General features: G+C 67.8%; 23 protein-coding genes and 1 tRNA gene. 21 read left to right on the top strand and 3 right to left on the bottom strand.

Annotated features, from left to right (window positions below):
• Positions 1–266: 266 nt before the first annotated feature.
• Positions 267–341, bottom strand: a tRNA-Arg gene (locus EFY87_RS13515).
• A gap of 172 nt (positions 342–513) precedes the next feature.
• Here EFY87_RS13515 and lysA point away from each other — a divergent pair.
• The 5 genes from lysA to rho all read left to right on the top strand — a co-directional run bounded on the left by lysA (position 514) and on the right by rho (position 7,317).
• Positions 514–1,878 (top strand): diaminopimelate decarboxylase, encoded by a 1,365-nt coding sequence (lysA, locus tag EFY87_RS13510; protein WP_245988639.1) that lies wholly within the window; start codon positions 514–516, stop codon positions 1,876–1,878.
• 8 nt (positions 1,879–1,886) lie between these two features.
• Entirely contained in the window at positions 1,887–3,176 is a 1,290-nt protein-coding gene (locus tag EFY87_RS13505) for a homoserine dehydrogenase (protein WP_245988638.1), read from the top strand.
• Positions 3,176–4,264, top strand: a complete 1,089-nt coding sequence (gene thrC / locus EFY87_RS13500) for a threonine synthase (RefSeq protein WP_123272006.1) — start codon at positions 3,176–3,178, stop codon at positions 4,262–4,264. Before EFY87_RS13505 ends, thrC begins: the two co-directional genes overlap by 1 nt.
• On the top strand, positions 4,261–5,211 hold the full coding sequence (gene thrB, locus EFY87_RS13495) for a homoserine kinase (RefSeq protein ID WP_123272005.1): 951 nt from the start codon (positions 4,261–4,263) through the stop codon (positions 5,209–5,211). The genes thrC and thrB overlap by 4 nt, the downstream gene beginning before the upstream one ends.
• A 204-nt stretch (positions 5,212–5,415) precedes the next feature.
• On the top strand, positions 5,416–7,317 hold the full coding sequence (gene rho / locus EFY87_RS13490) for a transcription termination factor Rho (RefSeq protein WP_245988637.1): 1,902 nt from the start codon (positions 5,416–5,418) through the stop codon (positions 7,315–7,317).
• Between the two features lie 204 nt (positions 7,318–7,521).
• Here rho and EFY87_RS13485 read toward each other — a convergent pair whose 3' ends face one another.
• Positions 7,522–9,435: an N-acetylmuramoyl-L-alanine amidase gene (locus EFY87_RS13485; protein WP_123272004.1), complete on the bottom strand. Its 1,914-nt coding sequence runs from the start codon at positions 9,433–9,435 to the stop codon at positions 7,522–7,524.
• 309 nt (positions 9,436–9,744) lie between these two features.
• Here EFY87_RS13485 and rpmE point away from each other — a divergent pair, with 309 nt between their 5' ends.
• The 3 genes from rpmE (at position 9,745) to prmC (ending at position 11,987) form a co-directional block, all read left to right on the top strand.
• A complete protein-coding gene (gene rpmE / locus EFY87_RS13480; RefSeq protein ID WP_123272003.1) occupies positions 9,745–9,963 on the top strand; it encodes a 50S ribosomal protein L31 in 219 nt (72 codons plus the stop codon).
• Between the two features lie 78 nt (positions 9,964–10,041).
• Complete coding sequence (gene prfA, locus EFY87_RS13475) at positions 10,042–11,139, top strand: peptide chain release factor 1 (RefSeq protein ID WP_123272002.1); 1,098 nt, start codon at positions 10,042–10,044, stop codon at positions 11,137–11,139.
• Positions 11,136–11,987, top strand: a complete 852-nt coding sequence (prmC, locus tag EFY87_RS13470) for a peptide chain release factor N(5)-glutamine methyltransferase (protein WP_123272001.1) — start codon at positions 11,136–11,138, stop codon at positions 11,985–11,987. Before prfA ends, prmC begins: the two co-directional genes overlap by 4 nt.
• A gap of 54 nt (positions 11,988–12,041) precedes the next feature.
• Here prmC and EFY87_RS20035 read toward each other — a convergent pair whose 3' ends face one another.
• A complete protein-coding gene (locus tag EFY87_RS20035) occupies positions 12,042–12,614 on the bottom strand; it encodes a pentapeptide repeat-containing protein (RefSeq protein WP_158607634.1) in 573 nt (190 codons plus the stop codon).
• A 70-nt stretch (positions 12,615–12,684) separates the two neighbouring features.
• Here EFY87_RS20035 and EFY87_RS13460 point away from each other — a divergent pair, with 70 nt between their 5' ends.
• The 13 genes from EFY87_RS13460 to atpD all read left to right on the top strand — a co-directional run bounded on the left by EFY87_RS13460 (position 12,685) and on the right by atpD (position 25,739).
• Positions 12,685–13,677, top strand: coding sequence for a GNAT family N-acetyltransferase (locus tag EFY87_RS13460; RefSeq protein ID WP_148043334.1), 993 nt, complete (start codon positions 12,685–12,687; stop codon positions 13,675–13,677).
• A 662-nt stretch (positions 13,678–14,339) separates the two neighbouring features.
• Positions 14,340–15,167, top strand: coding sequence for an L-threonylcarbamoyladenylate synthase (locus EFY87_RS13455; protein WP_123271999.1), 828 nt, complete (start codon positions 14,340–14,342; stop codon positions 15,165–15,167).
• 10 nt (positions 15,168–15,177) lie between these two features.
• The gene (locus EFY87_RS13450; protein WP_123271998.1) at positions 15,178–16,452 is read left to right on the top strand and encodes a serine hydroxymethyltransferase; all 1,275 of its coding nucleotides are present in this window, start codon (positions 15,178–15,180) and stop codon (positions 16,450–16,452) included.
• A gap of 348 nt (positions 16,453–16,800) precedes the next feature.
• On the top strand, positions 16,801–17,892 hold the full coding sequence (locus EFY87_RS13445) for a glycosyltransferase family 4 protein (RefSeq protein WP_123271997.1): 1,092 nt from the start codon (positions 16,801–16,803) through the stop codon (positions 17,890–17,892).
• Between the two features lie 273 nt (positions 17,893–18,165).
• Complete coding sequence (locus EFY87_RS13440) at positions 18,166–18,435, top strand: AtpZ/AtpI family protein (RefSeq protein ID WP_220093626.1); 270 nt, start codon at positions 18,166–18,168, stop codon at positions 18,433–18,435.
• Positions 18,436–18,507: 72 nt separating this feature from the next.
• Positions 18,508–18,903 (top strand): hypothetical protein, encoded by a 396-nt coding sequence (locus tag EFY87_RS13435; protein WP_123271996.1) that lies wholly within the window; start codon positions 18,508–18,510, stop codon positions 18,901–18,903.
• Positions 18,900–19,778 carry a F0F1 ATP synthase subunit A gene (atpB, locus tag EFY87_RS13430; RefSeq protein ID WP_123271995.1) on the top strand — a complete coding sequence of 293 codons (879 nt, stop codon included), beginning with the start codon at positions 18,900–18,902 and terminating at the stop codon, positions 19,776–19,778. The genes EFY87_RS13435 and atpB overlap by 4 nt, the downstream gene beginning before the upstream one ends.
• 67 nt (positions 19,779–19,845) lie before the next feature.
• Positions 19,846–20,109, top strand: a complete 264-nt coding sequence (locus EFY87_RS13425; protein ID WP_425459365.1) for a F0F1 ATP synthase subunit C — start codon at positions 19,846–19,848, stop codon at positions 20,107–20,109.
• Between the two features lie 43 nt (positions 20,110–20,152).
• On the top strand, positions 20,153–20,740 hold the full coding sequence (locus tag EFY87_RS13420; RefSeq protein ID WP_123271994.1) for a F0F1 ATP synthase subunit B: 588 nt from the start codon (positions 20,153–20,155) through the stop codon (positions 20,738–20,740).
• Positions 20,740–21,552, top strand: coding sequence for a F0F1 ATP synthase subunit delta (locus EFY87_RS13415; RefSeq protein ID WP_123271993.1), 813 nt, complete (start codon positions 20,740–20,742; stop codon positions 21,550–21,552). Before EFY87_RS13420 ends, EFY87_RS13415 begins: the two co-directional genes overlap by 1 nt.
• 79 nt (positions 21,553–21,631) lie before the next feature.
• Positions 21,632–23,269, top strand: coding sequence for a F0F1 ATP synthase subunit alpha (gene atpA, locus EFY87_RS13410; RefSeq protein WP_123271992.1), 1,638 nt, complete (start codon positions 21,632–21,634; stop codon positions 23,267–23,269).
• A gap of 44 nt (positions 23,270–23,313) precedes the next feature.
• Positions 23,314–24,228, top strand: coding sequence for a F0F1 ATP synthase subunit gamma (locus EFY87_RS13405; protein WP_123271991.1), 915 nt, complete (start codon positions 23,314–23,316; stop codon positions 24,226–24,228).
• A 29-nt stretch (positions 24,229–24,257) separates the two neighbouring features.
• Positions 24,258–25,739, top strand: coding sequence for a F0F1 ATP synthase subunit beta (gene atpD, locus EFY87_RS13400; RefSeq protein WP_123271990.1), 1,482 nt, complete (start codon positions 24,258–24,260; stop codon positions 25,737–25,739).
• Positions 25,740–25,764: the final 25 nt, after the last annotated feature.

Below are 25,764 nucleotides of genomic sequence, written 5' to 3'. Positions count from 1 at the left end.
TCCAGATGACTGCGATTCTGCTGACGCTAGCTGCGAAAACGTGTGACGCCGACCACGTTCCTTGTGAATTGCCAGCACTTTCCGAGCACTTCTCCCGTGAATTTGCAGGCGTTCCATCGGCTGAAAATCTTGACAAGTCGTGCTCTGCGGAGGACGCAAGTGGCCGCCCCGTCGGCACGGCGGCCGGCCAGTCCCTTGGTGACCGGATGCGCCTGGCCGGCTTGCCCGTGGACACAAAAAGCCAGCAGCGCGCGCTGCTGGCTTCTTGGTGCCCCCGGCAGGATTCGAACCTGCGCTCCCGCCTCCGGAGGGCGGTGCTCTATCCCCTGAGCTACGGGGGCGTGCGGCGCAACGTTACCAGCCGAAATGCGTGGGGTCCCAATCGGTGCAGCGCCCCGCCGGGCAGTTACATCCGCTGCACGATCAGGGAGCATGGCAACCCGTCGCCGGCCGCCTGCTCACCGGCCGGACGCCGACGTATGGCGGTGCGCCGCCCCCGTATCGTTGTCGCCCGTGACATCCACTAAAGCGACCAGCCGCGTCGCGACCCGCGTGTGGCCGACCGGTCTGCAGGAGACGCCGGCCGGCGAGCTCTCGTTGCGCGGTCATGCACTGGGGGAGCTGGCGGCGGCATACGGCACCCCGGCATACCTGCTGGACATCCCCGATCTGGTGACGCGCGCGCGGTCGTTCCGCGACGAGTTCGCCGCCGCATTCGAGGGGATCGGCACGACATGTGACGTCTTCTATGCCGGCAAGGCGTTCCTCGCGACCCCGCTGGTGCGGCTGCTCGACGCCGAAGGGCTGAGCCTGGACGTGTGCTCCCGCGGCGAGCTCGCCGTCGCCGAGCGCGCTGGCTTCCCGGCGGGGCGCATCGGGGTGCATGGCAACAACAAGTCGGCGGCCGAGATCGACGCCGCCATCGACTACGGGGTGGGCCGGATCGTCGTCGACTCGCTCGAAGAGATCGAGCGCGTTGTCGCTGCCGCCCGTGCGCACGGTGTCCGGGTGCCGGTGATGCTGCGGGTGAAGACCGGGGTGGAGGCGCACACCCACGAGTTCATCGCGACCGCGCACGAGGACCAGAAGTTCGGCTTCAGCCTTGCCGGCGGGCAGGCCGCGGAGGCCGCCGCCGAGGTGCTCGCGCACCCGGACCAGTTGCAGTTGCTTGGTTTTCACTCCCATATCGGTTCACAGATTTTCGACTCCGACGGATTCCGGGTGGCTGCGCAGCGGCTGATCGCCAGCCAGTTGCAGATCGCGCAGGAGCACGGCGTCGTGCTGCCCGAGCTGGACCTCGGCGGCGGCTTCGGCATCGCCTACCTGCCGAGCGACGAACCGCTCACGCCACGCGACATGGCAGCCCAGCTCGCCGCGATCGTGCTGGCCGCCTGCGACGAGGCGGGGACCCCGTTGCCGCACGTGTCGGTCGAGCCGGGTCGCGCGATCATCGGTCCGGCGGGCATCACGCTCTACGAGGTCGGCACGGTGAAACCCGTGCAGGCGACCGACGACCTGGTCCGTCACTACATCTCGGTCGACGGCGGCATGAGCGACAACCCGCGGCCGGCCCTCTATCAGGCCGACTACACCGCCACGCTCGCCAACCGGCCCGGTTCGGCGCAGACCGCGCAGTCGCGCGTCGTCGGCAAGCACTGCGAGTCCGGAGACATCGTGGTGCGCAACCAGCAACTGCCGGACGACGTGCGTCCCGGCGACCTGCTGGCCGTCGCGGCGACGGGCGCCTACTGCCGTTCGCTGGCCAGCCAGTACAACCACGTCCCGCGGCCACCCGTGCTGGCGGTCAGTGAGGACGGCGTGCGCACCTGGTTGCGGCGCGAGACCATTGACGACCTGTTGTCCCTCGAAGGCGAGTAGTGCATCCCGTGACACAGCCACTGAAGGTCGCGCTGCTCGGCTGCGGCGTGGTCGGCAGCGCGGTCGCGCGCCAGCTCACCGATGACGCCGAGGACCTGGCCGCGCGAGTCGGCGCACCCCTGGAACTGATCGGCGTCGCGGTGCGGGACGCCAGCCAGCCGCGGCCCGAATCAGGTGTAACCCCAGACCTTTTCACGACCGATGCCGACTCGCTGGTCACGCGTGCAGACCTGGTCGTCGAGTTGATGGGCGGCGAGGAACCGGCGCGATCGCTGCTGCTGCGCGCGATCGAGCACGGCGCTGGAGTCGTCACCGCGAACAAGGCGCTGCTCGGTACCGACGGCCCGACACTGTATGCCGCGGCTGACGAGCGCGGCGTGGACCTGTCCTTCGAGGCGTCGGTGGCCGGCGCCATACCGCTGCTGCGGCCGCTGCGCGAGTCGCTCGCCGGCGACGACGTGCAGCGCGTGATGGGCATCGTCAACGGCACCACGAACTTCATCCTCGACAAGATGGACCGCACCGGCGCCGCCTTGGCCGACGTGCTCGCCGAGGCACAACAGCTCGGGTATGCCGAGGCCGACCCGACCGCCGACGTCGAGGGGTATGACGCGCAGGCCAAGGCCGCGATCCTGGCGTCGCTCGCCTTCCACACCCGCGTCGCGACCGGCGACGTCCACTGCGAAGGCATCATGGGCGTCACCGCGGAGGACATCAAGGACGCCCGCAAGATCGGCATGGTGATCAAGCTGCTGGCGATCTGCGACCGCACGCCCGACGGCGTCAGCGCCCGCGTCCACCCGACGCTCGTGCCGCGCTCGCACCCGCTGGCGTCGGTGCACGACGCGTTCAACGCCGTCTTCCTCGACACCGCGCTCGCGGGCGAGCTGATGTTCTACGGCCGCGGCGCCGGCGCCCGGCCTACCGCGTCCGCGGTGCTCGGCGACCTCGTGCAGGCGGCCCGCCACCGCATCGACGGCGGGCATGGGCCGCGCGAGTCGGCGTATGCCGAACTGCCGATCCTGCCGATCGCCCGCACGCACACCAGCTACTTCATCCGGCTCGAGGTGCGCGACGAGCCGGGCGTGCTGGCACGGGTCGCGAATTCCTTTGGAGCACAAGGAATTTCGATCGAGAGCATGCGTCAGGGAGTGCGCCGATCGGCTGACGGTCTCGCGACGTTGCAGCTCGTGACGCATCCTGCGGCCGACGCCGCGCTCGCTGCGACGGTGGAAGGGTTGCGTGAAGTGGACGATGTGCACGACGTAAGGTCGGTGCTCCGGGTGGAGGGACTGTGATGGGTCACCAATGGCGAGGCGTCATTCGCGAGTATGCCGACCGGCTGCCGACGCTGCAGGGCGCGCCGGTGGTCACGCTCGGTGAGGGCGGCACCCCGCTCATCCACGCCGAGTGGCTCAGCGACTACGTCGGTGCCGACGTCCACGTGAAGTTCGAGGGACTCAACCCGACCGGTTCGTTCAAGGACCGCGGGATGACGACCGCGATCTCGATGGCCGCGAAAACCGGTGCGAAAGCTGTGATTTGCGCATCGACCGGCAACACGTCGGCATCCGCGGCGGCATACGCCACCAAGGCCGGTATGACGTGCGGGGTGCTCGTCCCGGAAGGCAAGATCGCGATGGGCAAGCTCGCCCAGGCGATCGCGCACGGAGCCCAATTGCTCCAGGTGGACGGCAACTTCGACGATTGCCTGACGCTCGCGCGCAAGCTGGCAGAGGCCTATCCGATCGAGCTGGTCAACTCGGTGAACCCGGCACGCATCGAGGGGCAGAAGACCGCCGCATTCGAGGTGATCGACGTGCTGGGCGACGCTCCCGACATACATTGCCTGCCGGTCGGTAACGCCGGGAACATCACGGCATATTGGAAGGGATATCGCGAATCCGCGGCATTGCCAACCGAATCCGACGGTCGCGCGAGCAAGACACCGCGGATGTGGGGCTTCCAGGCGGCGGGTGCGGCACCCATCGTGCTGGGCCATCCGGTCGACGAGCCGGACACCATCGCCACGGCGATCCGCATCGGCAACCCGGCGTCCTGGACACAGGCGCTCGCCGCGCGCGATGAGTCGTCCGGCCTGATCGACGCGGTCACCGACGAGCAGATCCTGCGGGCGCACCACCTCATCTCCAGCAAGGAGGGCATCTTCGTCGAGCCCGGCTCCGCAGCGAGCATAGCCGGCCTGCTGATGATGCACGAGCGCGGCGAAATCCCTTCGGGCGCAACCGTTGTGTGCACTGTCACCGGGCACGGTCTGAAAGATCCCGACTGGGCGCTGCGGGACAGCAGCGGCCGGCCGGTGCAGCCGACCAAGGTCCCGGTCGACGCGGTCACTGCCGCTCGCGCGTTGGGCCTGGAGGGGTGACCGGCGTCGCGGAGACCGGATTCACGCCGGGCGAGTCGGTCACGATCGAGGTGCCGGCCAGCAGTGCCAACCTCGGGCCAGGCTTCGACTCGATCGGCCTCGCGCTCGACATCACCGACACCGTGCAGGCGACGGTCGGCGGTGACGGCTTGGTGGTGTCGGTCGCCGGTCACGGCGCGGGGACGGTGCCGACGGATGAGGAACATCTGATCTGGCGGTCCGCTCTCGCCATGTGGCGGCGGCTCGGGATCGACCCGCCCAGCGGCCTGAAACTCCACTGCCACAACGAGATTCCGCATTCACGCGGACTCGGCTCGTCAGCTGCGGCAATTGTCGCCGGCCTCGCGACCGCACTCGCGCTGGTGCGCGATCCGATCGACGACGCAGCGTTCCTCGCGCTGATGTCCGACCTCGCCGGCGAGATCGAGGGACACCCCGACAATGCCTCCGCGAGTGTGTATGGCGGGCTGACCGTCTCCTGGGCCGACGATTTCGGCGCCGGCTGGCGCACGGTGCGGCCGCGACTGCACCCCGATGTGCGCGCGGTGGTGCTGCTGCCCGAGGCGACGCTCGCGACGGAGCAGGCCCGGGCGGCGCTGGGCGAGGCCGTCTCGTTGTCGGCTGCAGCGTCAACGGCGGGCCGCGCCGCGCTGCTCGTGCACGCGCTCACCGCGGACCCCGGGTTGCTGCTGGCGGCCACGCGGGACTGGCTGCACCAGGAGCCCCGCAGGGCGTCATACCCGCAGAGTATGGCGGTGGTCGACCGGCTGCGGGCTGCCGGTCTGGCCGCGACGATTTCGGGCGCCGGGCCCGCGGTGCTGGTGCTCGTCACCGGTGACGCAGCGGTCGACGACGGCGACGTGCCGGTCGGCTGGCAGGTGCTGCGGCCGGGGATCGCTCAGACCGGTGTGCGGGTCGTTTCGCATTCCACGCCGTCGACGGTGTAGGTTGGATCTTGCATCGACGGCCACAGCCGACCGCGTGACAGTTTTGTCCCGGATCTCGATGCCTCACCGCAGTGCTCCACACCTCGCCGGATGCGGCAACGTGTTGGGCTCGTGTGATGAGCAGTTACTTCGACTGAAGAAGCAACCATTTTTGATACCCCACACCGGCACACCGGCCGGACTAACGAGGGGGAAGGAACCTTCGTGACCGATACCACCGAACTCACCGCGTCGACCTCGGCGTCCGCTTCGAGTTCCCGGGGCAACCTGAGCACCATGAAGCTCGACGAGCTCAAGCAGCTCGCCGTGACCATGGGCATCAGTGGCACCTCCAAGATGCGCAAGAGCGACGTGCTTGCCGCCATCCGGGAGCGAGGCGGCGAGAAGCCCGTCGCGACCGACTCCGCGCCGCCGCGGCGATCCCGCCGGGCGACCTCGGCCCCGGTGACGCCGGTCGAGAGCGCGCCGGCCGTCGTGGCGCCCGCCGAGCAGGCGAGCGCGCCGTCGACCGAGGCGCAGCAGGCGCAGTCCGCGCCGAAGGAGCAGGCGAGTGCGGCGGCACCGCAGCAGGAGCAGTCCGCGCCCGCTGCCGAGCAGCAGGACGCACCGCGCGAGAAGTCCGCCGAAGGCGACAAGCAGCAGCGTCAGGGCGGCGACGACCGTCGTGGGCGCCAGGGCGGCAATGACCGGGGCAACCGGCAGCAGGACGGCAACCGGGAAGGCGGCCGTCAGCAGGGCGAGCGTCAGCAGGGTGACCGTCAGCAGGGCGGGAACCAGCAGGGCGACCGCCAGCAGGGCGGGAACAACCGCGACGGCAACCGCCAGGGCGGCAACAACAACGACCGGTGGAACGACGACGGCAACGGCCGCAGCCGGCGCCGGCAGCGTGGCCGCGACCGCAAGCGTGGCCGCGGTGGCCGGGAAGACTTCGGCGACGTCGACACCCAGGTGCGCGAGGACGACGTGCTGGTGCCCGTCGCCGGCATCGTGGACGTGCTGGACAGCTACGCGTTCGTGCGGACCAGCGGTTACCTGCCGGGCCCGAACGACGTCTACGTGCCGCTCGGCATGGTCAAGAAGAACGGCATGCGCAAGGGTGACGCCGTGACCGGCGCGATCCGCGCGCTGCGCGAGGGCGAGCAGCTGCCGAGCCGGCAGAAGTTCAACGCGCTGGTCCGGGTCGACACCGTCAACGGGATGACGCCCGAGCAGGCCAAGGAGCGCGTCGAATTCGGCAAGCTCACGCCGCTCTACCCGCAGGAGCGACTGCGTCTCGAGGACGACCCGAAGCACCTCACCAACCGCGTCATCGACCTGGTCGCGCCGATCGGCAAGGGCCAGCGTGGCCTGATCGTCGCACCGTCGAAGTCGGGCAAGACGATGGTGATGCAGGCGATCGCCAACGCGATCACCACCAACAACCCCGAGTGCCACCTGATGGTCGTGCTGGTCGACGAGCGTCCGGAGGAGGTCACCGACTTCGAGCGGTCGGTCAAGGGTGAGGTCATCTCCTCGACCTTCGACCGCCCCGCCTCTGACCACACCGAGGTTGCCGAGCTCGCCATCGAGCGGGCCAAGCGCCTGGTGGAACTCGGCCAGGATGTCGTGGTGCTGCTCGACGGCATCACTCGCCTGGGCCGCGCGTACAACCTGGCCGCACCGGCCAGCGGACGCATCATGTCCGGTGGTGTCGACTCGGCGGCTCTCTACCCGCCGAAGAAGTTCTTCGGTGCCGCCCGCAACATCGAGAACGGTGGCTCGCTGACCATCCTGGCGACCGCGCTGATCGAGTCCGGCTCGCGCATGGACGAGGTCATCTTCGAAGAGTTCAAGGGCACCGGCAACTGGGAGCTGCGCCTGTCGCGTCAGCTCGCCGAGCGCCGCATCTATCCGGCGGTGGACGTCAACCAGTCCAGCACCCGTCGCGAGGAGATCCTGCTCGGCCACGACGAGCTGAAGATTATGTGGCAGCTGCGTCGCGTGCTTGCCGCGCTCGACTCGCAGCAGGGCATCGAGTTGCTGCTCTCCCGGCTGAAGAAGACCGCCTCCAACACCGAGTTCCTGATGCAGGTGCAGCACAGCTCGCTCAAGATGGACGACGACTGAGGTTTCGCTCCAGTCTCGCAATAACAGGCGGGCTCACCGGACCCGTCCGGTGAGCCCGCCTGCTTGGGTATGGCGGCTGCGGCGAAGCGGCGGCGTCATACCGTCGCCTCCACCGCCGAATGACGGCTTCTTCACCGAGCGACGGCGCAATTGCACCGTCGCTCGCCGAGGAAGCCGTCATTCGCGAGGAGTCGAAGCAGAAGCTCAGCTCAGCTGCACGTCGGCAGCCTTGACGTACATGACCCGGTGCCCGAAGTAGACCAGGTAGTACTTCATCGTGCCGATGATGTCGATGTGGTCGTCCGGGGTGCTGATGTCGTAGGTCTTGGCCTTGTAGTAGTCCGTCGGGACGTCCGCGTCGCCCACGACATACTGCTGACCGGCGCCCCACACGTAGGTGAACGGCGCGTTCGCCTGCACGTCGGCGGGGTTGCTGTATGCCGACGGCTCCGGGTACGCGCACCCGTAGACCTGGGTGTCTGCGGTCGCGGTCGCCGTGATCGCGTTCTTGACCAGCCGGGCGGTGGGGGACTTGACCGGGTTGTGGAACCACGCCTTCTGGCCGAGATACCAGATGGCGGTCCAGTCGCCGTACACGCTCGCGACGACGTAGTCCTCGCCCGCGGCGGCGCGCGCGCCGACATCGGATGGGCCGGTGCCGGACGGCGATCCGTCCGGGTGCAGGCCGATGTCCTGGACCAGCGGCGCGCCTTCGTCGGGTTGCACGTGGAGGGTGACGAAATTGGTGGCCGGCTGCGGACCGTCGACGACGCACAGCGGCGGCTTGTTGGAGTCGCACCCGGTGACGATCTGCTCGTTGCCGTCGAATCCGGGCAGGATGCGGACGACATCGCCGACCGCGAGCTTCTTCTTGATCCGGGTGCCCTTGTGCAACGGTGCGCCGAGCAATTCGAAGTAGTGCTCCCAATCCCAGAAGGGGCCCGGATCCCAGTGCATCGACGGGATGCCTGCCGTCGAGGTCGCCGGCACTTGGTCGTGACCGATGATGTGCGCGCGGTCCAGCGGGATCTTGTATTCCTTGGCCAGGTAGGAGACCAGCCGGGCCGATTTGCGGTACATCACCTCCGTGTACCAGGTGGGGCCGGCCACGGCATACCCCTCATGCTCGACGCCGAGGGCGTGCGTGTTGATGTACCAGTTGCCGGCGTGCCAGCCGATGTCGGCGGCCTCCAGATGCTGGGCGATCAGGCCGTCACTGGAGCGGATCGAGTAGTTCCACGCCAGGTAGGTTGCCTCCTGCACCAGCGTGAGCGCCTCGGTGTAGGTGCACTCCATGTCGTGGATGACGATCGTGTTGAGGGTGGGCGACTTCGGCCGGTTGGCGAGGTCGTGGTTGCCGTAGTCGCCCGGGTCCGGCCCGGTCTGCTGGTATGGCGCAGGCACCCAGTCGACGGTGAGGTTCTTCGGGGCGTCGATCGGGTATGGCGCAGGCTTGCGCTGTTTGGCAGCAATGTCGGCCCGCTTGGTCAGGACAGCACGCTGAGCCGTGACACTGCCGACTTTGGTGGCCTTGAGCTGCAGCTGAACCCCGGACGCCGTGCGGGATACCCCGGCGCGCAGGTCGCTGACCACGTCGTCGGCGAAGCTGCGCTGGCTCTCGGCCGAGGTGAAGCCGCTGGTGGTGGCGACCGCGGCATACCAGGTGGCGGGGTCGGTGTGCGCGCCGACCGCGTAACCGAGGCGGCGTTGCGCCGCGGCGAGGACCGCGGCCGCGCCCATGATGTTGGCGGCGGTGTCGGTGCGCAACGTCTTCGTGGACAGGCCGGTCAGCTTCGCGGCTTCGCCCAGGGTGTCGATGACCTGCCCGGCGTCCTTGCCGGCTGCGGCGTCGCGGTGCCGCTGAGCGGCGGCGCCGTCGATCAGGTGCATCGGCCCGTAGCCGAGGCTGGTGCTCGGACGTCCTTCGTGGTCCTCCCAGCGGGTCTGTCCGTAGGACACGGCGGCGAGCACCGAGGAGGGCACGCCATACTTCGTCGAGGCGGCGGTGAACTGGTCGTGCTCGTCGACGGCCAGCGCCGGGGCAGCAGTGGCAGTGGCCGCTACCGGCACTGCAAGAGCCGCAACGAGGAAGTTGCGGCGCGAAAGCGGATGACTCATCGTTACTCCGTCACTTGTCGGGGTGTGTCGGCCCCAGGGGAGAGCCGACTGTTTCACCTTGCCACGGTCGAAGATGTAAATGGTTTTCCGGGAGTGGTCAATTTGCCCCGGCTGGCGGGGCGGAGCTTGGCTGGCCGAGTGGCTCGCCCGACTCGGCCTCCCAGGCGGGACTCGCCGCGGAATAACTCGGGAACCGTTCTCGTTTGGACGGAAGCTCTGCCACCTGGCAGAATCATCGGTTGGTCCACCGGTTCACGCGTCGCATTCGGCAACGCGACCCGGAGGGCGTGAAATCGCGAGGAGAACCCCATGAAGAAGGACATTCACCCGTCCTACGGTGAGACCCAGGTGACCTGCACCTGCGGCGCCACCTTCACGACCCGCAGCACTGCACCGTCCGGCTCGATCAGCGCCGACGTGTGCTCGCAGTGCCACCCCTTCTACACCGGCAAGCAGAAGATCCTGGACACCGGCGGTCGCGTTGCCCGCTTCCAGGAGCGCTACGGCAAGAAGGCTGCGGCCAAGTAGCTCACCGGCGCCGGTCCCGACCCTCGTGGTCAGGGCCGGCGTTTGCGTTGTCCCCGCACTTCTCCCGAAAGGTCCCCGATGATCGAGTCAGCGTCAGCCGTCGCCGACGAATATGCCGACCTGGAAAGGCAATTGGCCGATCCGGCGGTGCATTCGGACCCGAAGACCCTGCGCCGGCTCAATAAGAGGTATGCCGCGCTCGCGCCCACTGTCGCGGCATACCGCGCCTGGACCGCAGCCCGCGACGACCTGGCCGCCGCGCAGGAGCTCGCCGCCGAGGACGCCTCCTTTGCCGACGAGATCCCGAGCCTGGAGAATGCCGTCAGTGAGACGGAGGGCGCGCTGCGCAAGCTGTTGCTGCCGCGCGACGAGGACGACGACCGGGACGTCATACTCGAGGTCAAGGCGGGCGCCGGTGGTGCCGAATCCGCTTTGTTCGCAGCGGATCTGGTGCGCATGTACCTCCGCTACGCCGAGCACTCCGGCTGGCGCGCGGAGATCACCGACGGCACCGAGTCCGACCTCGGCGGCTATACCGACGTCCGCCTCGCGGTTCGTGCCAAGGGTCAGCCAGAGCCGGGGCAGGCGCCGTGGGCGAAGCTGAAATACGAGGGCGGGGTGCACCGCGTGCAGCGGGTCCCAGTCACCGAGAGCCAGGGCCGCATCCATACCTCCGCGGTCGGCGTGCTCGTCATGCCCGACCTGGACGACGGCGACGACGAGGAGATCGAGTTCGGGCCGAACGACCTGAAGATCGACGTATATCGCTCGTCCGGGCCCGGTGGCCAGTCGGTCAACACGACGGACTCGGCGGTCCGAATCACGCATCTGCCAACGGGATTGGTCGTCTCGTGCCAGAACGAGAAGTCCCAGCTGCAGAACAAGGAGGCCGCGCTCCGGGTGCTCAAGGCCCGGTTGCGCCAGCTCGCGCAGGAGGAACGCGACGCCGAGGCATCTGCCGCGCGGCGCTCGCAGGTGCGGTCGATGGACCGCAGCGAACGCATCCGCACCTACAACTTCCCGGAGAACCGCATCGCCGACCACCGCACGGGATACAAGGCATACAACCTCGGCGCGGTCCTCGACGGTGAACTTGACCCGGTCGTGCAGTCGGCGATCGAGATGGACGAGGCGGCACGTATGGCGGCCGTGGCCGAAGGCCCCGCCGGCGTATGACGGCAGTTCGCACACTGCTCGCGGTTGCCGCCGAAAGCCTTGCCGCATCAGGCATTTCGAGCGCTTCGGTCGATGCTCGGCTGTTGCTCGCACACGCATGGGGCGTGAATGTCGCCGAACTGCAACGGCTTCAACTGCTCGGCCGCGAACCTGCCGCGGAAGTGCAAGTGCGTTTCGATGCGCTCGTGGAGGAGCGCATGACGCGGGTGCCGCTGCAGCACCTGACGGGCGTCGCACCGTTCCGTGGCCTCGAATTGCGTGTTGGGCCAGGAGTTTTCGTCCCCCGACCGGAGACGGAGATGATCGTCGACGCCGTGCTGGCGGAGGTTGCGGGCACGGCCGCGCAGGTCGTGGATCTGTGCACCGGGTCCGGCGCGATCGCGCTCGCGATCAAGCAGGAAGCGCCGGCCGCGTGCGTCGCTGCGGTCGAGCTCGATCCGCTCGCGCACGCGTGGGCGGTCCGGAACGCCGAGGTGCTCGGGCTCGACGTCGCGATCGAGCTTGGTCCTGCGCAGGCCGCGCTGCCCGGCTCGGAGGGGACGCTCGACGTTGTGGTGAGCAATCCGCCATACATCCCGGTGGGCATGGTGCCGATCGACCCGGAGGTCCGCGACCACGACCCGGAGGTCTCCTTGTATGGCGGCAGCGCCGACGGGTTGCGCATTCCGCTGGAGGTTGCGGCGCGCGCGGCTGAGTTGCTGCGACCCGGTGGCCTGCTCGTGATGGAACATGCTGACAGTCAAGGAGATTCGCTCCCGCGCGCGCTGGCTCGAGCCGGCTGGTCCGACGTCGCCGACCACCGCGACCTGGCCGGTCGTCCGCGAGCGGTGACCGCTCGCGCCGACTGACGCAATGCGCACCGAGTGATGCAGTTGCACCTGCGTCACTCGGTGCGAAATGAGTCACCCGGTGGAATTGTCGATCACGGTGACGCCGGACAGCTCGATGACGATGTCGCGTGCCTGCAGCGTCGTGATGATGGCGCCCTTCATCGCCCGGAGCCGGTCCAGGTCGCACGGCCCGAGCGCGGCACCGCGCAGGTCGGCCCCGTCGAGCTTGGCGGCGTAGAGATCGGCGCCCAGCAGTTCGCAACCGTCGAAGACCGACGAGCGCAGGTCGGCCCCGCGCAGCACCGCCTCGGTGAATCGGCATCCGGTCAGGTCGGTGTTGGCCAGCACTGCGCCAACGAGGTTGGCAGCGAACAGGTTTGAGCGCTGCATGGTGAATCCGAGGCCACGAGTGTGCGGCATCGAGGCGCCCATCAGCCGGCAGCCGACGAACGATGCACCGCCCACCGACGCCCCGTCCAGCCGGATCCCGTCGAGCACGCAATCGGTGAACGTCACCTCGGTCAGATCCGCGTCGCGCAGATCGGCACCGCGCAGGTCACACCGCACGAGCGACACCGCGTCGGTCGCTGCAGCCAGCACCTCGCGAAAGGCCGGCCCGTCATACATCTCCTCGATCAGCTCCACGGGCGAGAGTCTGGCAGGGCCTGCCGCGAACTCGATTGCCGCACGCCCGCGGTTCGGTTTGTATGGCGGCATGACCAACATCCGCATGGTCGCGCCCGCTGAGCCGGCTTTCCGTGACTGGCACGACAGCATTCGCGTTGCTCACCTCGCCGGTCGCGAGCCGTCATGGTGGCCGGCCGTGGAGAGCGCCCGTGCATATCATGCGCGGGAGCCGATTCGCTTGCGCTACTTCGCAATCGGCGCATTCGAGGGCGACACGTGCGTGGGTGGCGCGCAGGTCGGACTGCCGATGCAGCGCGACACCGAGACGATGGCCGTGGAACTGGGCGTCCTGCCGACATTTCGCGGTCGTGGTGTTGGCACGACGCTCGCGGCATACGTGAAAGACCTTGCGCGACAGCATGATCGGACGATCATCCAGACCGAGATCACCGTCCCGGCGGGGCGGCAGCTGGCGGAGACAAACGGCGGGAGGTTCGCACGTGCCGCCGGGATGCGGTCGGTGAGTGCCGAGGATCGCTTCGTGCTCGACCTTCCGTGGGACGAGCGGAGGCCGGCCGGTATGGCGCAGGCCGACGGCTACCGGATCGTGTTGTTCGTCGACCGCGTCCCGGACGACTACGTCGCGCAGTGGGCCCGGCTGCGTACGCACATGGACCAGGACGTGCCGACCGGCGAGCTCACCCGCACGCCCGAGTCGATCGGGATCGACCGGATCCGGGAGGCCGAGCGCAATTTCGCCGAGCAGGGCTGGACGCGGCTACGCACCATGGCATTCACCGCAGCGAGCGTCGGCGCCGGGTATACCGAGCTGTATGTGTCGCGGTATGACGACGACTTCGTCGTCCAGGACGACACGTTCGTGGACCGAGCGCACCGCGGACACCGGCTCGGGGCGCGGATGAAGCGGGCCAACCTGCGGCAGCTGGCCTGCCTCGACGGCCCATGGAAGTGGGTGCAGACCCACACCGAGCTGAACAACGTCGCGATGCAGCGTACGAATGAGGCACTCGGCTTCCGCAGGGTCGACGTGCTTCATGAGGTGGAGGGGCGCCTGCGCTGAGCTCGTCCCGCGTCGCCGAGCGTGCGCGTGGCCGGGTCCGAGCCTGTGTCAAGTGTCCCGAGTGGGCAGTTACTGACGGGTAACCCCGGGCGTGCTCGCTAGGAAGTGCCCACTCGGGCGTGAAACTCGCGAGCGCGCCGATTCGCGGGCAAACCACGTGCGGACGGTGTCCCGGAGGCGCGACGGTCGAGGGTTTGGGACGGGGGACCGGGCTGGGGGTGTCCCGAAGTCGCGACGGTCGAGCTTTCGGGACGGGGGACCGGGCTGGGGGTGTCCCGGAGGCGCGACGGTCGAGGGTTGGGGACGGGGGACCGGGCTGGGGGTGTCCCGGAGGCGCGACGGTCGAGGGTTGGGGACGGGAAACCGGGCTGGGGGTGTCCCAAAGTCGCGACGGTCGAGCTTTCGGGACGGGAAACCGGGCTGGGGGTGTCCCGGAGGCGCGACGGTCGAGCCTTCGGGACGCGGAATTGCGCTGGGGGTGTCCCGGAGGCGCGACGGTCGAGGGTTCGGGACGGGGATCCGGGGTGGGGGTGTCCCAAAGTCGCGACGGTCGAGCTTTCGGGACAGGATCTGCCGCATTCCGCGGACTCGACCGCCCGCCCACGTGACCGTCCGCTGATCCGCGCGGCCTGCCGCCGATCCATCTGACAGACTTGCCCCTCGTGAGTCCCGTCTTCGATTGCAATGTCCCGGAGTCTCGCGACGAAGGCGTCCGCGCGGCAGCGGACGCGATCTTCCGCGGCGAGTGCGTGGTCATCCCGACCGACACCGTCTACGGCATCGCGGCCGACGCGTTCAGCCCGACCGCGGTCGCGCAGTTGCTGGAGGCCAAGGGCCGGGGACGCGAGATGCCCCCTCCCGTGCTGATCCCGGCGCGGCAGACGGTCGACGGACTGGCGATGGACGTGCCGTCATACGCGACCCGCCTGATGGACGCGTTCTGGCCGGGCGGCCTGACGTTGGTCTTCCGCGCGCAGCACTCGCTCGCCTGGGACCTCGGCGACACCAACGGGACGGTCGGCCTGCGCATCCCGGACGACGAGATCGCGGTCGAAGTGCTCCAGAGCACTGGCCCGCTCGCGGTCAGCTCGGCCAACCGCACCGGCAAGCCGTCCGCGACCACGGTCACCGAGGCGGGGTTCATGCTCGGCCATTACGTCGACACCTACCTCGACGGTGGTGAGCGGGCCGGCGGCGTCTCCTCGACCATCCTCGACTGCACCAAGGCCGACCCGGTCGTGCTGCGCGAGGGGGCCGTCAGCAACGAGGACCTGCAGCGGGTGCTCGGCGACGTCCAGCTCGTCACCGGCCGCGCGATCAACTCCGTCGCTGACGAGCCGTCGTATGAGGAGCCAACACCCGACGAACCTTCGCCCGACGAGCCGACGTATGACGCAGCGGCTCCCGGCGATTCACCCGTCGACCTCGACAAGCACGACACCGCCGCAGATCACGCTGGCGACACTCCCGACCACTCCGACGACGAATAGGCTGACCGTCATGACCACTCCCTTCTACGGCCCGGACTTCGACGCGCTGGAGCAATTCGACCCCGAGATCGCCGGCGTGCTGGTCTCCGAACTCGCCCGCATCCGCAGCGGCCTGCAGCTGATCGCCAGCGAGAACATGTCCAGCCCCGCGGTCATCGCCGCGCTCGGGTCCACGCTGACCAACAAGTATGCCGAGGGCTATCCGGGTCGCCGCTACTACGGTGGCTGCAGTGAGGTCGACAAGGCCGAGACGCTCGCGATCGAACGTTGCAAGGCGCTCTTCGACGCCGACCACGCCAACGTCCAGCCGCATTCCGGTGCGAGCGCGAACCAGGCGGTCTACGGCGCGTTCATGCAGCCCGGCGACACCATCTTGTCGATGGCGCTGCCGATGGGCGGCCACCTCACGCACGGCACCAAGGTGAGTTTCTCGGGCAAGTGGTTCAACGCGGTCAGTTACGGCGTCGAGCGCGAGTCGGAGAACATCGACTACGCCGAGGTCGAGCGCCTGGCCAAGGAGCACCGGCCGAAGGTCATCCTCGCCGGCGGCTCGGCGATCCCGCGGCTGATCGACTTCGAGTTCTTCCGCAACCTCGCCGACGAGGTCGGGGCGATCTTCTGGGTGGACGCCGCACACTTCATCGGCCTGGTCGCCGGCAAGGCCATCCCGAGCCCGGTGCCGTATGCCGACGTGGTCAGCTTCACGACCCACAAGGTGCTGCGCGGTCCGCGCGCCGGTGCGATCGTCTGCAAGGAGGAGCACGCCAAGACGATCGACAAGGCGGTCTTCCCGATGATGCAGGGTGGCCCGCAGATGCACTCGATCGCCGCCAAGGCGGTCAACTTCAAGGAGTGCGCGACCCCGGAGTATGCCGACTACGCGAAGCAGGTCATCGCGAACGCCCGGCAACTGGCGACCTCGCTCGGTGAGCACGGCATCCGCCCGACCACCGGCGGCACCGACACGCACCTGTCACTGCACGACCTGCAGGGCATCGGCGTCACCGGCGCCGAGGCCGAGCAGCGCGCCGACGCGGCCGGGATCGTGCTGAACAAGAACGCCATCCCGTTCGACCCGGCCAAGCCCAACATCGCCTCGGGCATCCGCGTGGGTTCGCCGAGCGTCACGACCCAGGGGATGGGCACCGACGAGATGAAGGTCATCGCCGACCTCATCCACACCGCGATCACCCAGGGCGACGGCGACCCGGAGCACCCGGTCGCCAAGCAGGTGCGTGCCGGAGTTTCGGAGCTCGTCGAGCGGTTCCCGGCGTACCCTCGCTGAGTGGGCCGTGTTCCGCGGCGGGCTGTGCGTCGCGCAGGTGGGTCTCGATACGGGCTCGCCTAGCGGCTCGCCCTACTCGACCAGCGAGTGTGGGAGGGTCTCGACCCGCGGCTGCGGGAGGCTCGCCCTACTCGACCTGCCGTTGCGGGAGCCCGCCGACCCGCAGCTGTGAGCCAGCTAGTTGCCGATCACGAACCGAAGGACCTCGCCCCGCCGTGAAGGTTATGCAGTTGATTCAGCACAGGGACGATGTCCTGTCGTTGATTCAGCACAGGCACGGGTCGTGTGGGGTCCGGCGGCGTGGCGACGAGCTTGCGAGTCGTCGCGTTAGGCGGAGCCTGAGCGTCCGTGCGTGAATATCTGCTGATCGCCATCGTCGCGGCGGCGATCACCTTCGTCACCACCCCGGCGATCCGGTGGGCGGCGATCCGGTGGAACGCCGTCACGCCGGTGCGGGGCCGCGACGTGCACACGGTGCCGATCCCGCGGCTGGGTGGCGTGGCGCTGCTGGTGGGGTTTGCTGCCGCCATACTCGTCGCTCGGCAACTGCCCTATCTGGGTCACCGGATCGACTATCACAGCCTGCTCTGGGTGCTGGTGGCCGCCGCCATCGTCACGGCGCTCGGCGCGATCGACGACCTGCGCGAACTCGATCCGATCACCAAGATCGCCGGCACGATCATCGCTGCGCTGGTGATGTCGGTGCTCGGCAGAGTGCAGCTGCTCTTCCTGCCGATCCTCGGGACGGCGACCTACTTCCCGCAGTCGGTGCTGTTCGCGCTGACGGTGCTGGTCGTCATCGCGACGACCCAGGCCGTCAACTTCGCCGACGGCCTGGACGGCCTGGCCGCGGGCACGACGGCGATCGCCGGGACGGCGTTCTTCATCTGGAGTTATTCGACCCGGCAGGACTTCGGGGAGGACGTCTTCAACCTGGCGACCTTCATCTCCGCGGCAGTGGTCGGCTGCTGTCTGGGCTTCCTGCCGCACAACTTCCACCCGGCGAAGCTCTTCATGGGCGATGCCGGGTCGCTGCTGCTCGGGCTGTTGCTGTCGGCGGCGCTCATCTCGTTCACCGGGAACTTCGACCCGTCCGCAGATTCCGCGCAGACCTCCAAGGTCGCGATCCTGTTGCCGATCGCGCTGCCGGTGCTGGTGCTCGCGCTGCCGGTGCTCGATGTGCTGCTCGCGTTCGTCAGACGCGGGGGCAAGTTCTGGCACCCCGACAAGAAGCATCTGCACCACCGGCTGATGCGGATGGGACACCCGCACCGCCGCGCGGTGCTGCTGCTCTACCTGTGGTCGGCCTCCGTCTCCGGTGGCGTGCTGAGCTTCAACTTCCTGTCCACCAAGCTCGCCTCGATGCTGCTGGTGGCGCTCATCCTGGTCTGTCTGGGGCTGACGCTCGGCCTGCCGCGGGTGACCCGCAACCGCACCTGACGGGCCGGCTGCCGGAGCTGCTGGAAACCCCGATTTCCTTCCAATCAGGCGCTTGTGATAGCTTTCACAAGGAAGTTGAGGGACTGCTCGAAGAGTATCTGAGCAGCGTCGAGAAACCCGCCCAGCCGTCACTGCGGCGCGGAAGACGATGTCCCCGCCTTTGCCCCGCTCCACAGTTCGATGGGACAGATGATCATGGCCGACACGCCTGCGACCACCCCTGGTCGGTCCGTCGTGTGCCCGGGGCGTGCTCCCGCGCGGACACGATCTGCAGTGAGCTGCGATGAATCCGGCGACAAGGGCCCAGGTGCCGCCTATTTGGCGGCTCTCGGGACTGCCTCGGCCGCTAGTATCTTCCTCGGCACGCTGGCCGGTCTCTGGCTCGACAGTCAGGTCGGCACGCGGCCGATTCTCACGCTGTGCGGACTCGTGCTCGGCATCCTGTGCGGCGGCTTGCTCTTCTGGTCGCGGATCCGTCCGTTCCTGGGTGAACCGGACACCCCAGCACATTGGGGGCCTGACACGTATGACGACGACAACTAGGCTGACCAGGCCGCATGCGAGGCAACACGGCGACCTTGCACCGGCGGCACAGATCGAAAGGGCGAGCGCGGCATGAAGGACAACCACGTGCTCCAGGTGGTGCGCAGTCAGCGCAAGACCATTCTGGTTGCCCTGGCCCTTGCCGTGGCCGCGATCTGGATTCTCGGCGTCTACGGACAACTGCGCGTCGGCGTCTGCGCCGCCATCGGCGTCGGACTCGGCCTGGGCAATCACCTGGCGACCGAATACTGGCTGCTGCGCGTGATCAGCTCCGGCGAGGAGCCCACGCGGTCGCGGATGACCGGCTCCACCCTCGTTCGCCTGGTGATCCTGTCTGTCATCGCCATCGGTCTTGCCATATGGTTCTGGCCGGATGGGATCGGCGTTCTTTTCGGTTTGGCGATCTTCCGCCTGATCGCTTTGGTCATGACAACCTTGCCACTCCTGAAGGAGCTGAAGAACCAATGAGTGCCGTCGCCTACGGGGTCACGCAGCTGGCCTCCGATGACATCAAGATCGGTGAGCACGTTCAGCGCAGCTTCCTCGGTATGACGTTCAACCTCGACACGATCTGGACGACCCTGGTCGCCGCGCTGATCGTCATCATCCTCGGCCTCTGGGCACGTCGCCAGCTCACCAAGCGCACCGAGGACCGCGTACCGACCAAGCTGCAGCTGATCTGGGAAGGCGTCCTGAAGGAGACGCAGGCGCAGGTCGACGACAACCTCGGCAGAGTCAACCCAGGAGTTGTCGCACTCGCAGCCGCGCTCTTCTTCTTCATCCTCATTGCCAACTGGCTGGAGATGATCCCGAGCGAGCCCAACTCACACCTGCACCTGTTGCCTGCTCCCACCGCAGACACCAACCTCACCTACGCCATGGCGGTCCTGGTGATGATCGGCGCCTGGGTTTACGGCATTCGCGAGCGCGGGGTGAAGAAATACTTCAGTCACTTCCTGCAGCCGTTTCCATTCCTGTTGCCGCTGAACATCCTGGAGGAGATCACCAAGCCGATCTCCCTCGCGCTGCGACTCTTCGGCAACATCTTCGCCGGCGGCATCCTGCTCTCGCTGATCGCGTCGATGACCGGCTGGTTCGCCGGCGCATTTCCGATCGGTGGCATCCTGTCGGTGATCTTCGCGGTGCTGTGGAAGATCTTCGACATGGCGATCGGCGGAATCCAGGCGTTCATCTTCGCGCTGCTGACCGTCCTGTACTTCGGTATGGCGGCCGGGCACGACGATGACGAGGAACACACGGTCGTCGACGGCAACGCCGGCACCACAGACCTGGCGACGTCTCGGGTCGCCGCCCAAGTAGCCGAACCCGGTTCAGCTGCCTGAGCGACGCTCGGACAGCGCAAAGTAAATCCCACAAGCGTCGCCATCGGCGCTAAATCAAGGAGAAACAGTGGCAGACAACAGCTCCATCGACTCGGCCATCAAGACCGCGGGCGCGTTTGTCGGCGGTGGCCTTGCCCTCGCAGGCGGTGCGATCGGCGCGGGCATCGGTGATGGTCTCGCCGGCTCGTCATACATCCAGGGTGTGGCACGGCAGCCCGAAGCCCAGGGCCGTCTTCAGACGATCTTCTTCCTGACGGTCGCGCTCGTCGAAGGTATGTACTTCATCAACCTCGCATTCATGGCGCTGTTCGTCTTCGTGCTCGGTAAGTGACGCGTAAGCGTCGGAGAAGACAACGCCAAGACAGGATTGACTGATGGAAACAATTGCCAGCGGTGCGCTCGCGGCCGTGCCGGCCGGGGGCGGGAGCAACTTCCTGGTCCCCAACGGGACGTTCTTCGTGGAGTTGCTCGCGTTCGTGATCCTGCTCTTCATCTTCGCCCGGTATCTCATCCCGCCGATCAATAAGGCGATGACCGAGCGGCAGCAGCAGATTCGCGACCAGTTCGAGGACCTCGACAAGTCGAAGGCTGCGGCGGACGACGAGCGTGACAAGTACCGCGCTGCGCTCACCGATGCTCAGGCGGAGGCAGGTCGGATCCGGCAGCAGGCGCAGGAGGACGGCGCGCAGATCGTGGCCGAGAGCCGCGGCACCGCGCAGGCCGAGGCGCAGCGGATCGTGGACAGTGCCAGCGCGCGGACCGAGCAGTCCAAGCAGCAGGCAGAGGTTCAGCTGCGGCAGCACCTCGGTGCGCTGTCGACGGATCTCGCGAGCAAGATCGTCGGGGAGTCCTTGCACGACGATGCGCGCCAGCACGCGATCATCGAGCGGTTCCTCGCCGACCTCGACTCCGGTGCGATCGCGCCGGAGAAGCTTGCGACGACGTCGTCCGAGGACGCCTGATGCAGGGTGCATCTCGTCGTGCGCTGGCCACAGCCAGGCAGGCGCTGGGCGCGCAGATCGGCTCGGGTTCCGACGCCGACGCGCTCGGCGACGAGTTGCTCGCGATCGCCAAGGTGCTGGGTTCGAGTGCATCCTTGCGCCGGGCGCTGACCGACCCGTCGACCGAGGCAGCGGGCCGGATCAACCTGGCCGGCCGGGTCTTCGGCGGCAAGGTCAGCGACGCGGCCGAGCACGTGTTGCGCGCTTGCGTCGGGCACCGGTGGAGCGATGAGCGCGATCTCGGACTCGGACTCGAGCGACTCGGCGTCGAAGCGATCCTGACCGGTGCCGAGCGCGCCGGACGCATCGACGACGTCGAGGACGAGCTCTTCCGGTTCGAGCGCATCATCGCCGGCGACCGCGATCTCGAGGACGCGCTGACCGACCGTCGCCGGGACAGCGCGGACAAGGCCGACTTGGTCGGGAAACTGCTCAAGGGCAAGGCTGCGCCGGAGACCATCCGGCTCGCCCGGCTGGCAGCCGGCGGCACCCGGGAGCGTTCGGTGGAGCGCGAACTGCAGTCGTACGTCGCGATCGCGGCCGCACTGCGGGACCGGCTCGTGGCGACCGTCACCTCCGCGGTGGAGCTGACCGAGTCCGAGCGAAACCGGCTCGGCGAGTCGCTGTCGCGGATCTACGAGCGGCCGGTGCACCTCAACACCGTCGTCGACCGGAGCATCGTCGGTGGCCTGCGGGTGCAGGTCGGCGACGAAGTCATCGACGGCACCATCGCAACCCGACTGGAGGATGCCCGCCGCGTCATGGCGGGCTGAGCCCGACAGACCTTCCGGCATACCCACGCCGGGCACGACCTAACGGGCCGACAGCGGTCCGCCACAAGAGGAGACAACAATGACGGAGCTTTCGATCCGTCCGGACGAGATCCGGGAAGCACTGGACGGTTACGTTCGGTCGTACGAGCCGGGTGCCGCCAGCCGTGAAGAGGTCGGCACCGTCGTGGATGCCGCCGACGGCATCGCCCACGTCGAGGGTCTGCCCTCGGCGATGACAAACGAGTTGCTGCAGTTCGAGGACGGCACGCTCGGCATCGCCCTCAATCTGGACGTGCACGACATCGGTGTCGTCGTCCTGGGCGAGTTCGGTGGCATCGAAGAAGGCCAGCAGGTCAAGCGCACCGGCGAAGTGCTCTCCGTGCCGGTCGGCGACGCCTTCCTCGGCCGTGTGGTGGACCCGCTGGGTCACCCGGTCGACGGCCTCGGCGACATCGAGGCCGAGACCCGCCGCGAGCTGGAGCTGCAGGCCCCGAACGTCGTCTCCCGTAAGTCGGTGCACGAGCCGCTGATGACCGGCATCAAGGCCATCGACTCGATGACCCCGATCGGCCGTGGCCAGCGTCAGCTGATCATCGGTGACCGCAAGACCGGCAAGACCACGATCGCCACCGACACGATCATCAACCAGAAGGCCAACTGGGAGTCCGGCGACCCGCAGAAGCAGGTCCGCTGCATCTACGTCGCGATCGGCCAGAAGAACTCCACCGTCGCCGAGGTCCGCGGGACGCTCGAGGCAGCGGGCGCGATGGAGTACACCACCATCGTCAACGCCCCGGCGGGCGACGCAGCGGGCTTCAAGTACCTCGCACCGTTCACCGGCTCGGCCATCGGCCAGCACTGGATGTACCAGAGCAAGCACGTCCTGATCGTCTTCGACGACCTGTCCAAGCAGGCCGAGGCCTACCGCGCCATGTCGCTGCTGCTGCGCCGTCCGCCGGGTCGCGAGGCCTACCCGGGCGACGTCTTCTACCTGCACAGCCGGCTGCTGGAGCGTTGCGCGAAGCTGTCCGACGAGCTGGGTGCCGGCTCGATGACCGGTCTGCCGATCATTGAGACCAAAGCCGGCGACGTGTCGGCATACATCCCGACCAACGTCATCTCGATCACCGACGGCCAGATCTACCTGCAGGCCGACCTGTTCAACGCCAACCAGCGCCCTGCCGTCGACGTCGGTGTGTCGGTGTCGCGTGTCGGTGGTGCCGCCATGACCAAGGCCATGAAGGGCGTCACCGGTTCGATCAAGGTCGACCTGGCCCAGTACCGCGAGATGCAGGCGTTCGCGATGTTCGCCTCCGACCTGGACGCTGCCTCCCGTCACCAGCTCGCGCGTGGCGACCGGCTGATGGCGCTGTTCAAGCAGCCGCAGAACAGCCCCTACGCACTGTCGGCGCAGGTCGCGTCGATCTGGGCGGGAACCACGGGCCAGCTCGACGACGTCGCCATCGAGGACGTCCCGCGCTTCGAGGCCGAGTTTCTGGACATCCTGCGTCGCGAGCACAAGGAAGCGCTCGACGCGATCGAGGAGAGCACCAAGCTCGAGGACGGCGGCGTCGAGGTCTTCGAGGCCGCGATCAACAAGCTGAAGGCGCAGTTCCAGGCCGGATCGTCGCACGGTGGCGAGGGCGCAGTGTCGCACGACGAGATTGCCCAAGACCAGATCGACCAGGCCAAGATCGTCAAGCAGCAGAAGAGCTGACCTCGCTCGCCGAGCAACGACACTCCGACTAGGAAGGGGACACCATGGGCGCGCAGATGCGGATCTACCGCCAGCGCATCCGGTCTGTCCAGGCCACCAAGAAGATCACGCGCGCGATGGAGCTCATCGCGGCGTCGCGGGTGGTCAAGGCGCGCCGGCGGGTCGAGGAGTCGACGCCATACGCGTTGGCCCTGACCCGGGCGTGCTCGGCCGTTGCGACGCACAGCAACACCGACCACCCGCTGACGACGGAGCGGGAGAACCCCAAGCGCGCCGCGGTGCTCATCTGCACCAGCGACCGCGGACTGGCGGGTGCCTACTCCGTCAACGCGATCAAGAAGTCGGCGGAGCTGATCGAGCGGCTGACCAACGAGGGCAAGGACGTCGTGCCCTACCTGGTCGGGCGCAAGGCGGTGAGTTACTACAAGTTCCGGCGGCGCGAATACGAGCAGGAGTGGACCGGCTTCACCGACAGCCCCGAGTTCGACGTCGCGGCGCAGATCGGGGAGGAGCTGGGTCACCAGTTCATCCTCGGCAGCGACGAGGGCGGCGTCGACGAGGTCCACATCGTCTACACCCGCTTCGTGACCATGGTCGCGCAGGAGCCGCAGGTCGTGCGGCTGCTGCCGCTGGAGGTCGTCGAGGGCGACATCGACACCGACGGTGACGGCGTGGCCGACAAGGGCCCGCTGCCGCTGTACGAGTTCGAGCCCGAGGCCGACAAGGTGCTGGACGCGTTGCTGCCCAAGTACGTCACCTCACGCATCTACAACTCCCTGCTGCAGTCCGCGGCGTCCGAACTCGCCGCACGGCAGCGTGCGATGAAGTCGGCGACGGACAACGCGGAGGAACTCATCAAGACCTACACCCGCCTCGCCAACCAGGCGCGGCAGGCCGAGATCACCCAAGAGATCAGCGAGATCGTTGGCGGCGCCAGCGCTCTGGCCGATGCCTCCTGACGCATTTCGATACGAGAAAGAGACAACCAATGAGTGAGACCAACGTTCTCGACGAGAAGGCGGAAGGGACCAAGCCGGGTGCCGTGGGGCGCGTGGCGCGGGTCATCGGTCCGGTCATCGACGTCGAGTTTCCCACCGACGGGATGCCCGGCCTCTTCAACCTGCTGACGCTCGACGTCGACCTGTCGGGCGAGGGCGGCGAGACCGAGGGCAAGAAGCTGATCAACCTCGAGGTCGAGCAGCACATCGGCGACAACATGGTGCGCGCGATCTCGCTGCAGCCCACCGACGGTGTCGTCCGTGGCCAGGCGGTGCAGGACACCGGCGGCCCGATCATGGTGCCGGTCGGTGACGGCACGCTCGGCAAGGTCTTCAACGCGACCGGTGAATGCCTGAACCTCGAAGAGGGGCAGCGCCTGGAGGTCAACGAGCGCTGGGGCATCCACCGCCGCCCGCCGGCCTTCGACCAGCTGGAGTCCAAGACCCAGATGTTCGAGACGGGCATCAAGGTCATCGACCTGCTGACGCCCTACGTGCAGGGTGGCAAGATCGGCCTGTTCGGTGGTGCCGGTGTCGGCAAGACCGTGCTCATCCAGGAAATGATCGCCCGTGTGGCACGCGACCACGGTGGTGTGTCGGTGTTCGCCGGTGTCGGCGAGCGCACCCGTGAGGGCAACGACCTGATGGTCGAGATGGACGAGGCGGGCGTGCTCGGTCAGACCGCGCTGGTCTTCGGCCAGATGGACGAGCCGCCGGGCACGCGGCTGCGCGTCGCCCTGTCGGCGCTGACCATGGCGGAGTACTTCCGCGATGTGCAGAACCAGGACGTGCTGCTGTTCATCGACAACATCTTCCGGTTCACCCAGGCAGGTTCGGAGGTGTCCACCCTCCTGGGCCGGATGCCGAGCGCGGTGGGTTACCAGCCGACGCTGGCCGACGAGATGGGCGAGTTGCAGGAGCGGATCACCTCGACGCGTGGTCACTCGATCACCTCGATGCAGGCGATCTACGTGCCGGCCGACGACTACACCGACCCGGCACCGGCGACCACCTTCGCGCACCTGGACGCCACCACCGAGCTCTCGCGTGACATCGCGTCGATGGGCATCTACCCGGCGGTGGACCCGCTGACCTCGACGTCGCGCATCCTGGACCCGCGCTACATCACCCAGGACCACTATGACACCGCGGTCCGTGTGAAGCAGATCCTGCAGCGCAACAAGGAACTGCAGGACATCATCGCGATCCTCGGCATCGACGAGCTCTCCGAAGAGGACAAGATCCTCGTCAACCGGGCTCGCCGCATCCAGCGCTTCCTGTCGCAGAACACCTACGTGGCCAAGCAGTTCACCGGCATCGACGGCTCGACCGTGCCACTGTCGGAGACCATCGAGGCGTTCAACAAGATCGCCGACGGTGACTACGACTCCACGCCGGAGCAGGCGTTCTTCCTCTGTGGTGGCCTCGACGACGTCGAGAAGAAGGCTGCCCAGCTGGCCAAGGAGGACTGAGACCCCGGTTTCGCCGTCCTCGCGA

Source organism: Flexivirga caeni, from assembly GCF_003724155.1.
Taxonomy (GTDB): domain Bacteria; phylum Actinomycetota; class Actinomycetes; order Actinomycetales; family Dermatophilaceae; genus Flexivirga; species Flexivirga caeni.
This window is presented reverse-complemented; position numbering and strand designations above follow the sequence as displayed.

Coding starts and splice junctions, on each gene's coding strand:
- thrC (WP_123272006.1), top strand. CDS start 3,176: ATGGGTCACCAATGGCGAGGCGTCATTCGCGAGTATGCCGACCGGCTG.
- EFY87_RS13485 (WP_123272004.1), bottom strand. CDS start 9,435: ATGAGTCATCCGCTTTCGCGCCGCAACTTCCTCGTTGCGGCTCTTGCA.
- rpmE (WP_123272003.1), top strand. CDS start 9,745: ATGAAGAAGGACATTCACCCGTCCTACGGTGAGACCCAGGTGACCTGC.
- prfA (WP_123272002.1), top strand. CDS start 10,042: ATGATCGAGTCAGCGTCAGCCGTCGCCGACGAATATGCCGACCTGGAA.
- prmC (WP_123272001.1), top strand. CDS start 11,136: ATGACGGCAGTTCGCACACTGCTCGCGGTTGCCGCCGAAAGCCTTGCC.
- EFY87_RS13460 (WP_148043334.1), top strand. CDS start 12,685: ATGACCAACATCCGCATGGTCGCGCCCGCTGAGCCGGCTTTCCGTGAC.
- EFY87_RS13450 (WP_123271998.1), top strand. CDS start 15,178: ATGACCACTCCCTTCTACGGCCCGGACTTCGACGCGCTGGAGCAATTC.
- EFY87_RS13435 (WP_123271996.1), top strand. CDS start 18,508: ATGAAGGACAACCACGTGCTCCAGGTGGTGCGCAGTCAGCGCAAGACC.
- atpB (WP_123271995.1), top strand. CDS start 18,900: ATGAGTGCCGTCGCCTACGGGGTCACGCAGCTGGCCTCCGATGACATC.
- EFY87_RS13420 (WP_123271994.1), top strand. CDS start 20,153: ATGGAAACAATTGCCAGCGGTGCGCTCGCGGCCGTGCCGGCCGGGGGC.
- EFY87_RS13415 (WP_123271993.1), top strand. CDS start 20,740: ATGCAGGGTGCATCTCGTCGTGCGCTGGCCACAGCCAGGCAGGCGCTG.
- atpA (WP_123271992.1), top strand. CDS start 21,632: ATGACGGAGCTTTCGATCCGTCCGGACGAGATCCGGGAAGCACTGGAC.
- EFY87_RS13405 (WP_123271991.1), top strand. CDS start 23,314: ATGGGCGCGCAGATGCGGATCTACCGCCAGCGCATCCGGTCTGTCCAG.
- atpD (WP_123271990.1), top strand. CDS start 24,258: ATGAGTGAGACCAACGTTCTCGACGAGAAGGCGGAAGGGACCAAGCCG.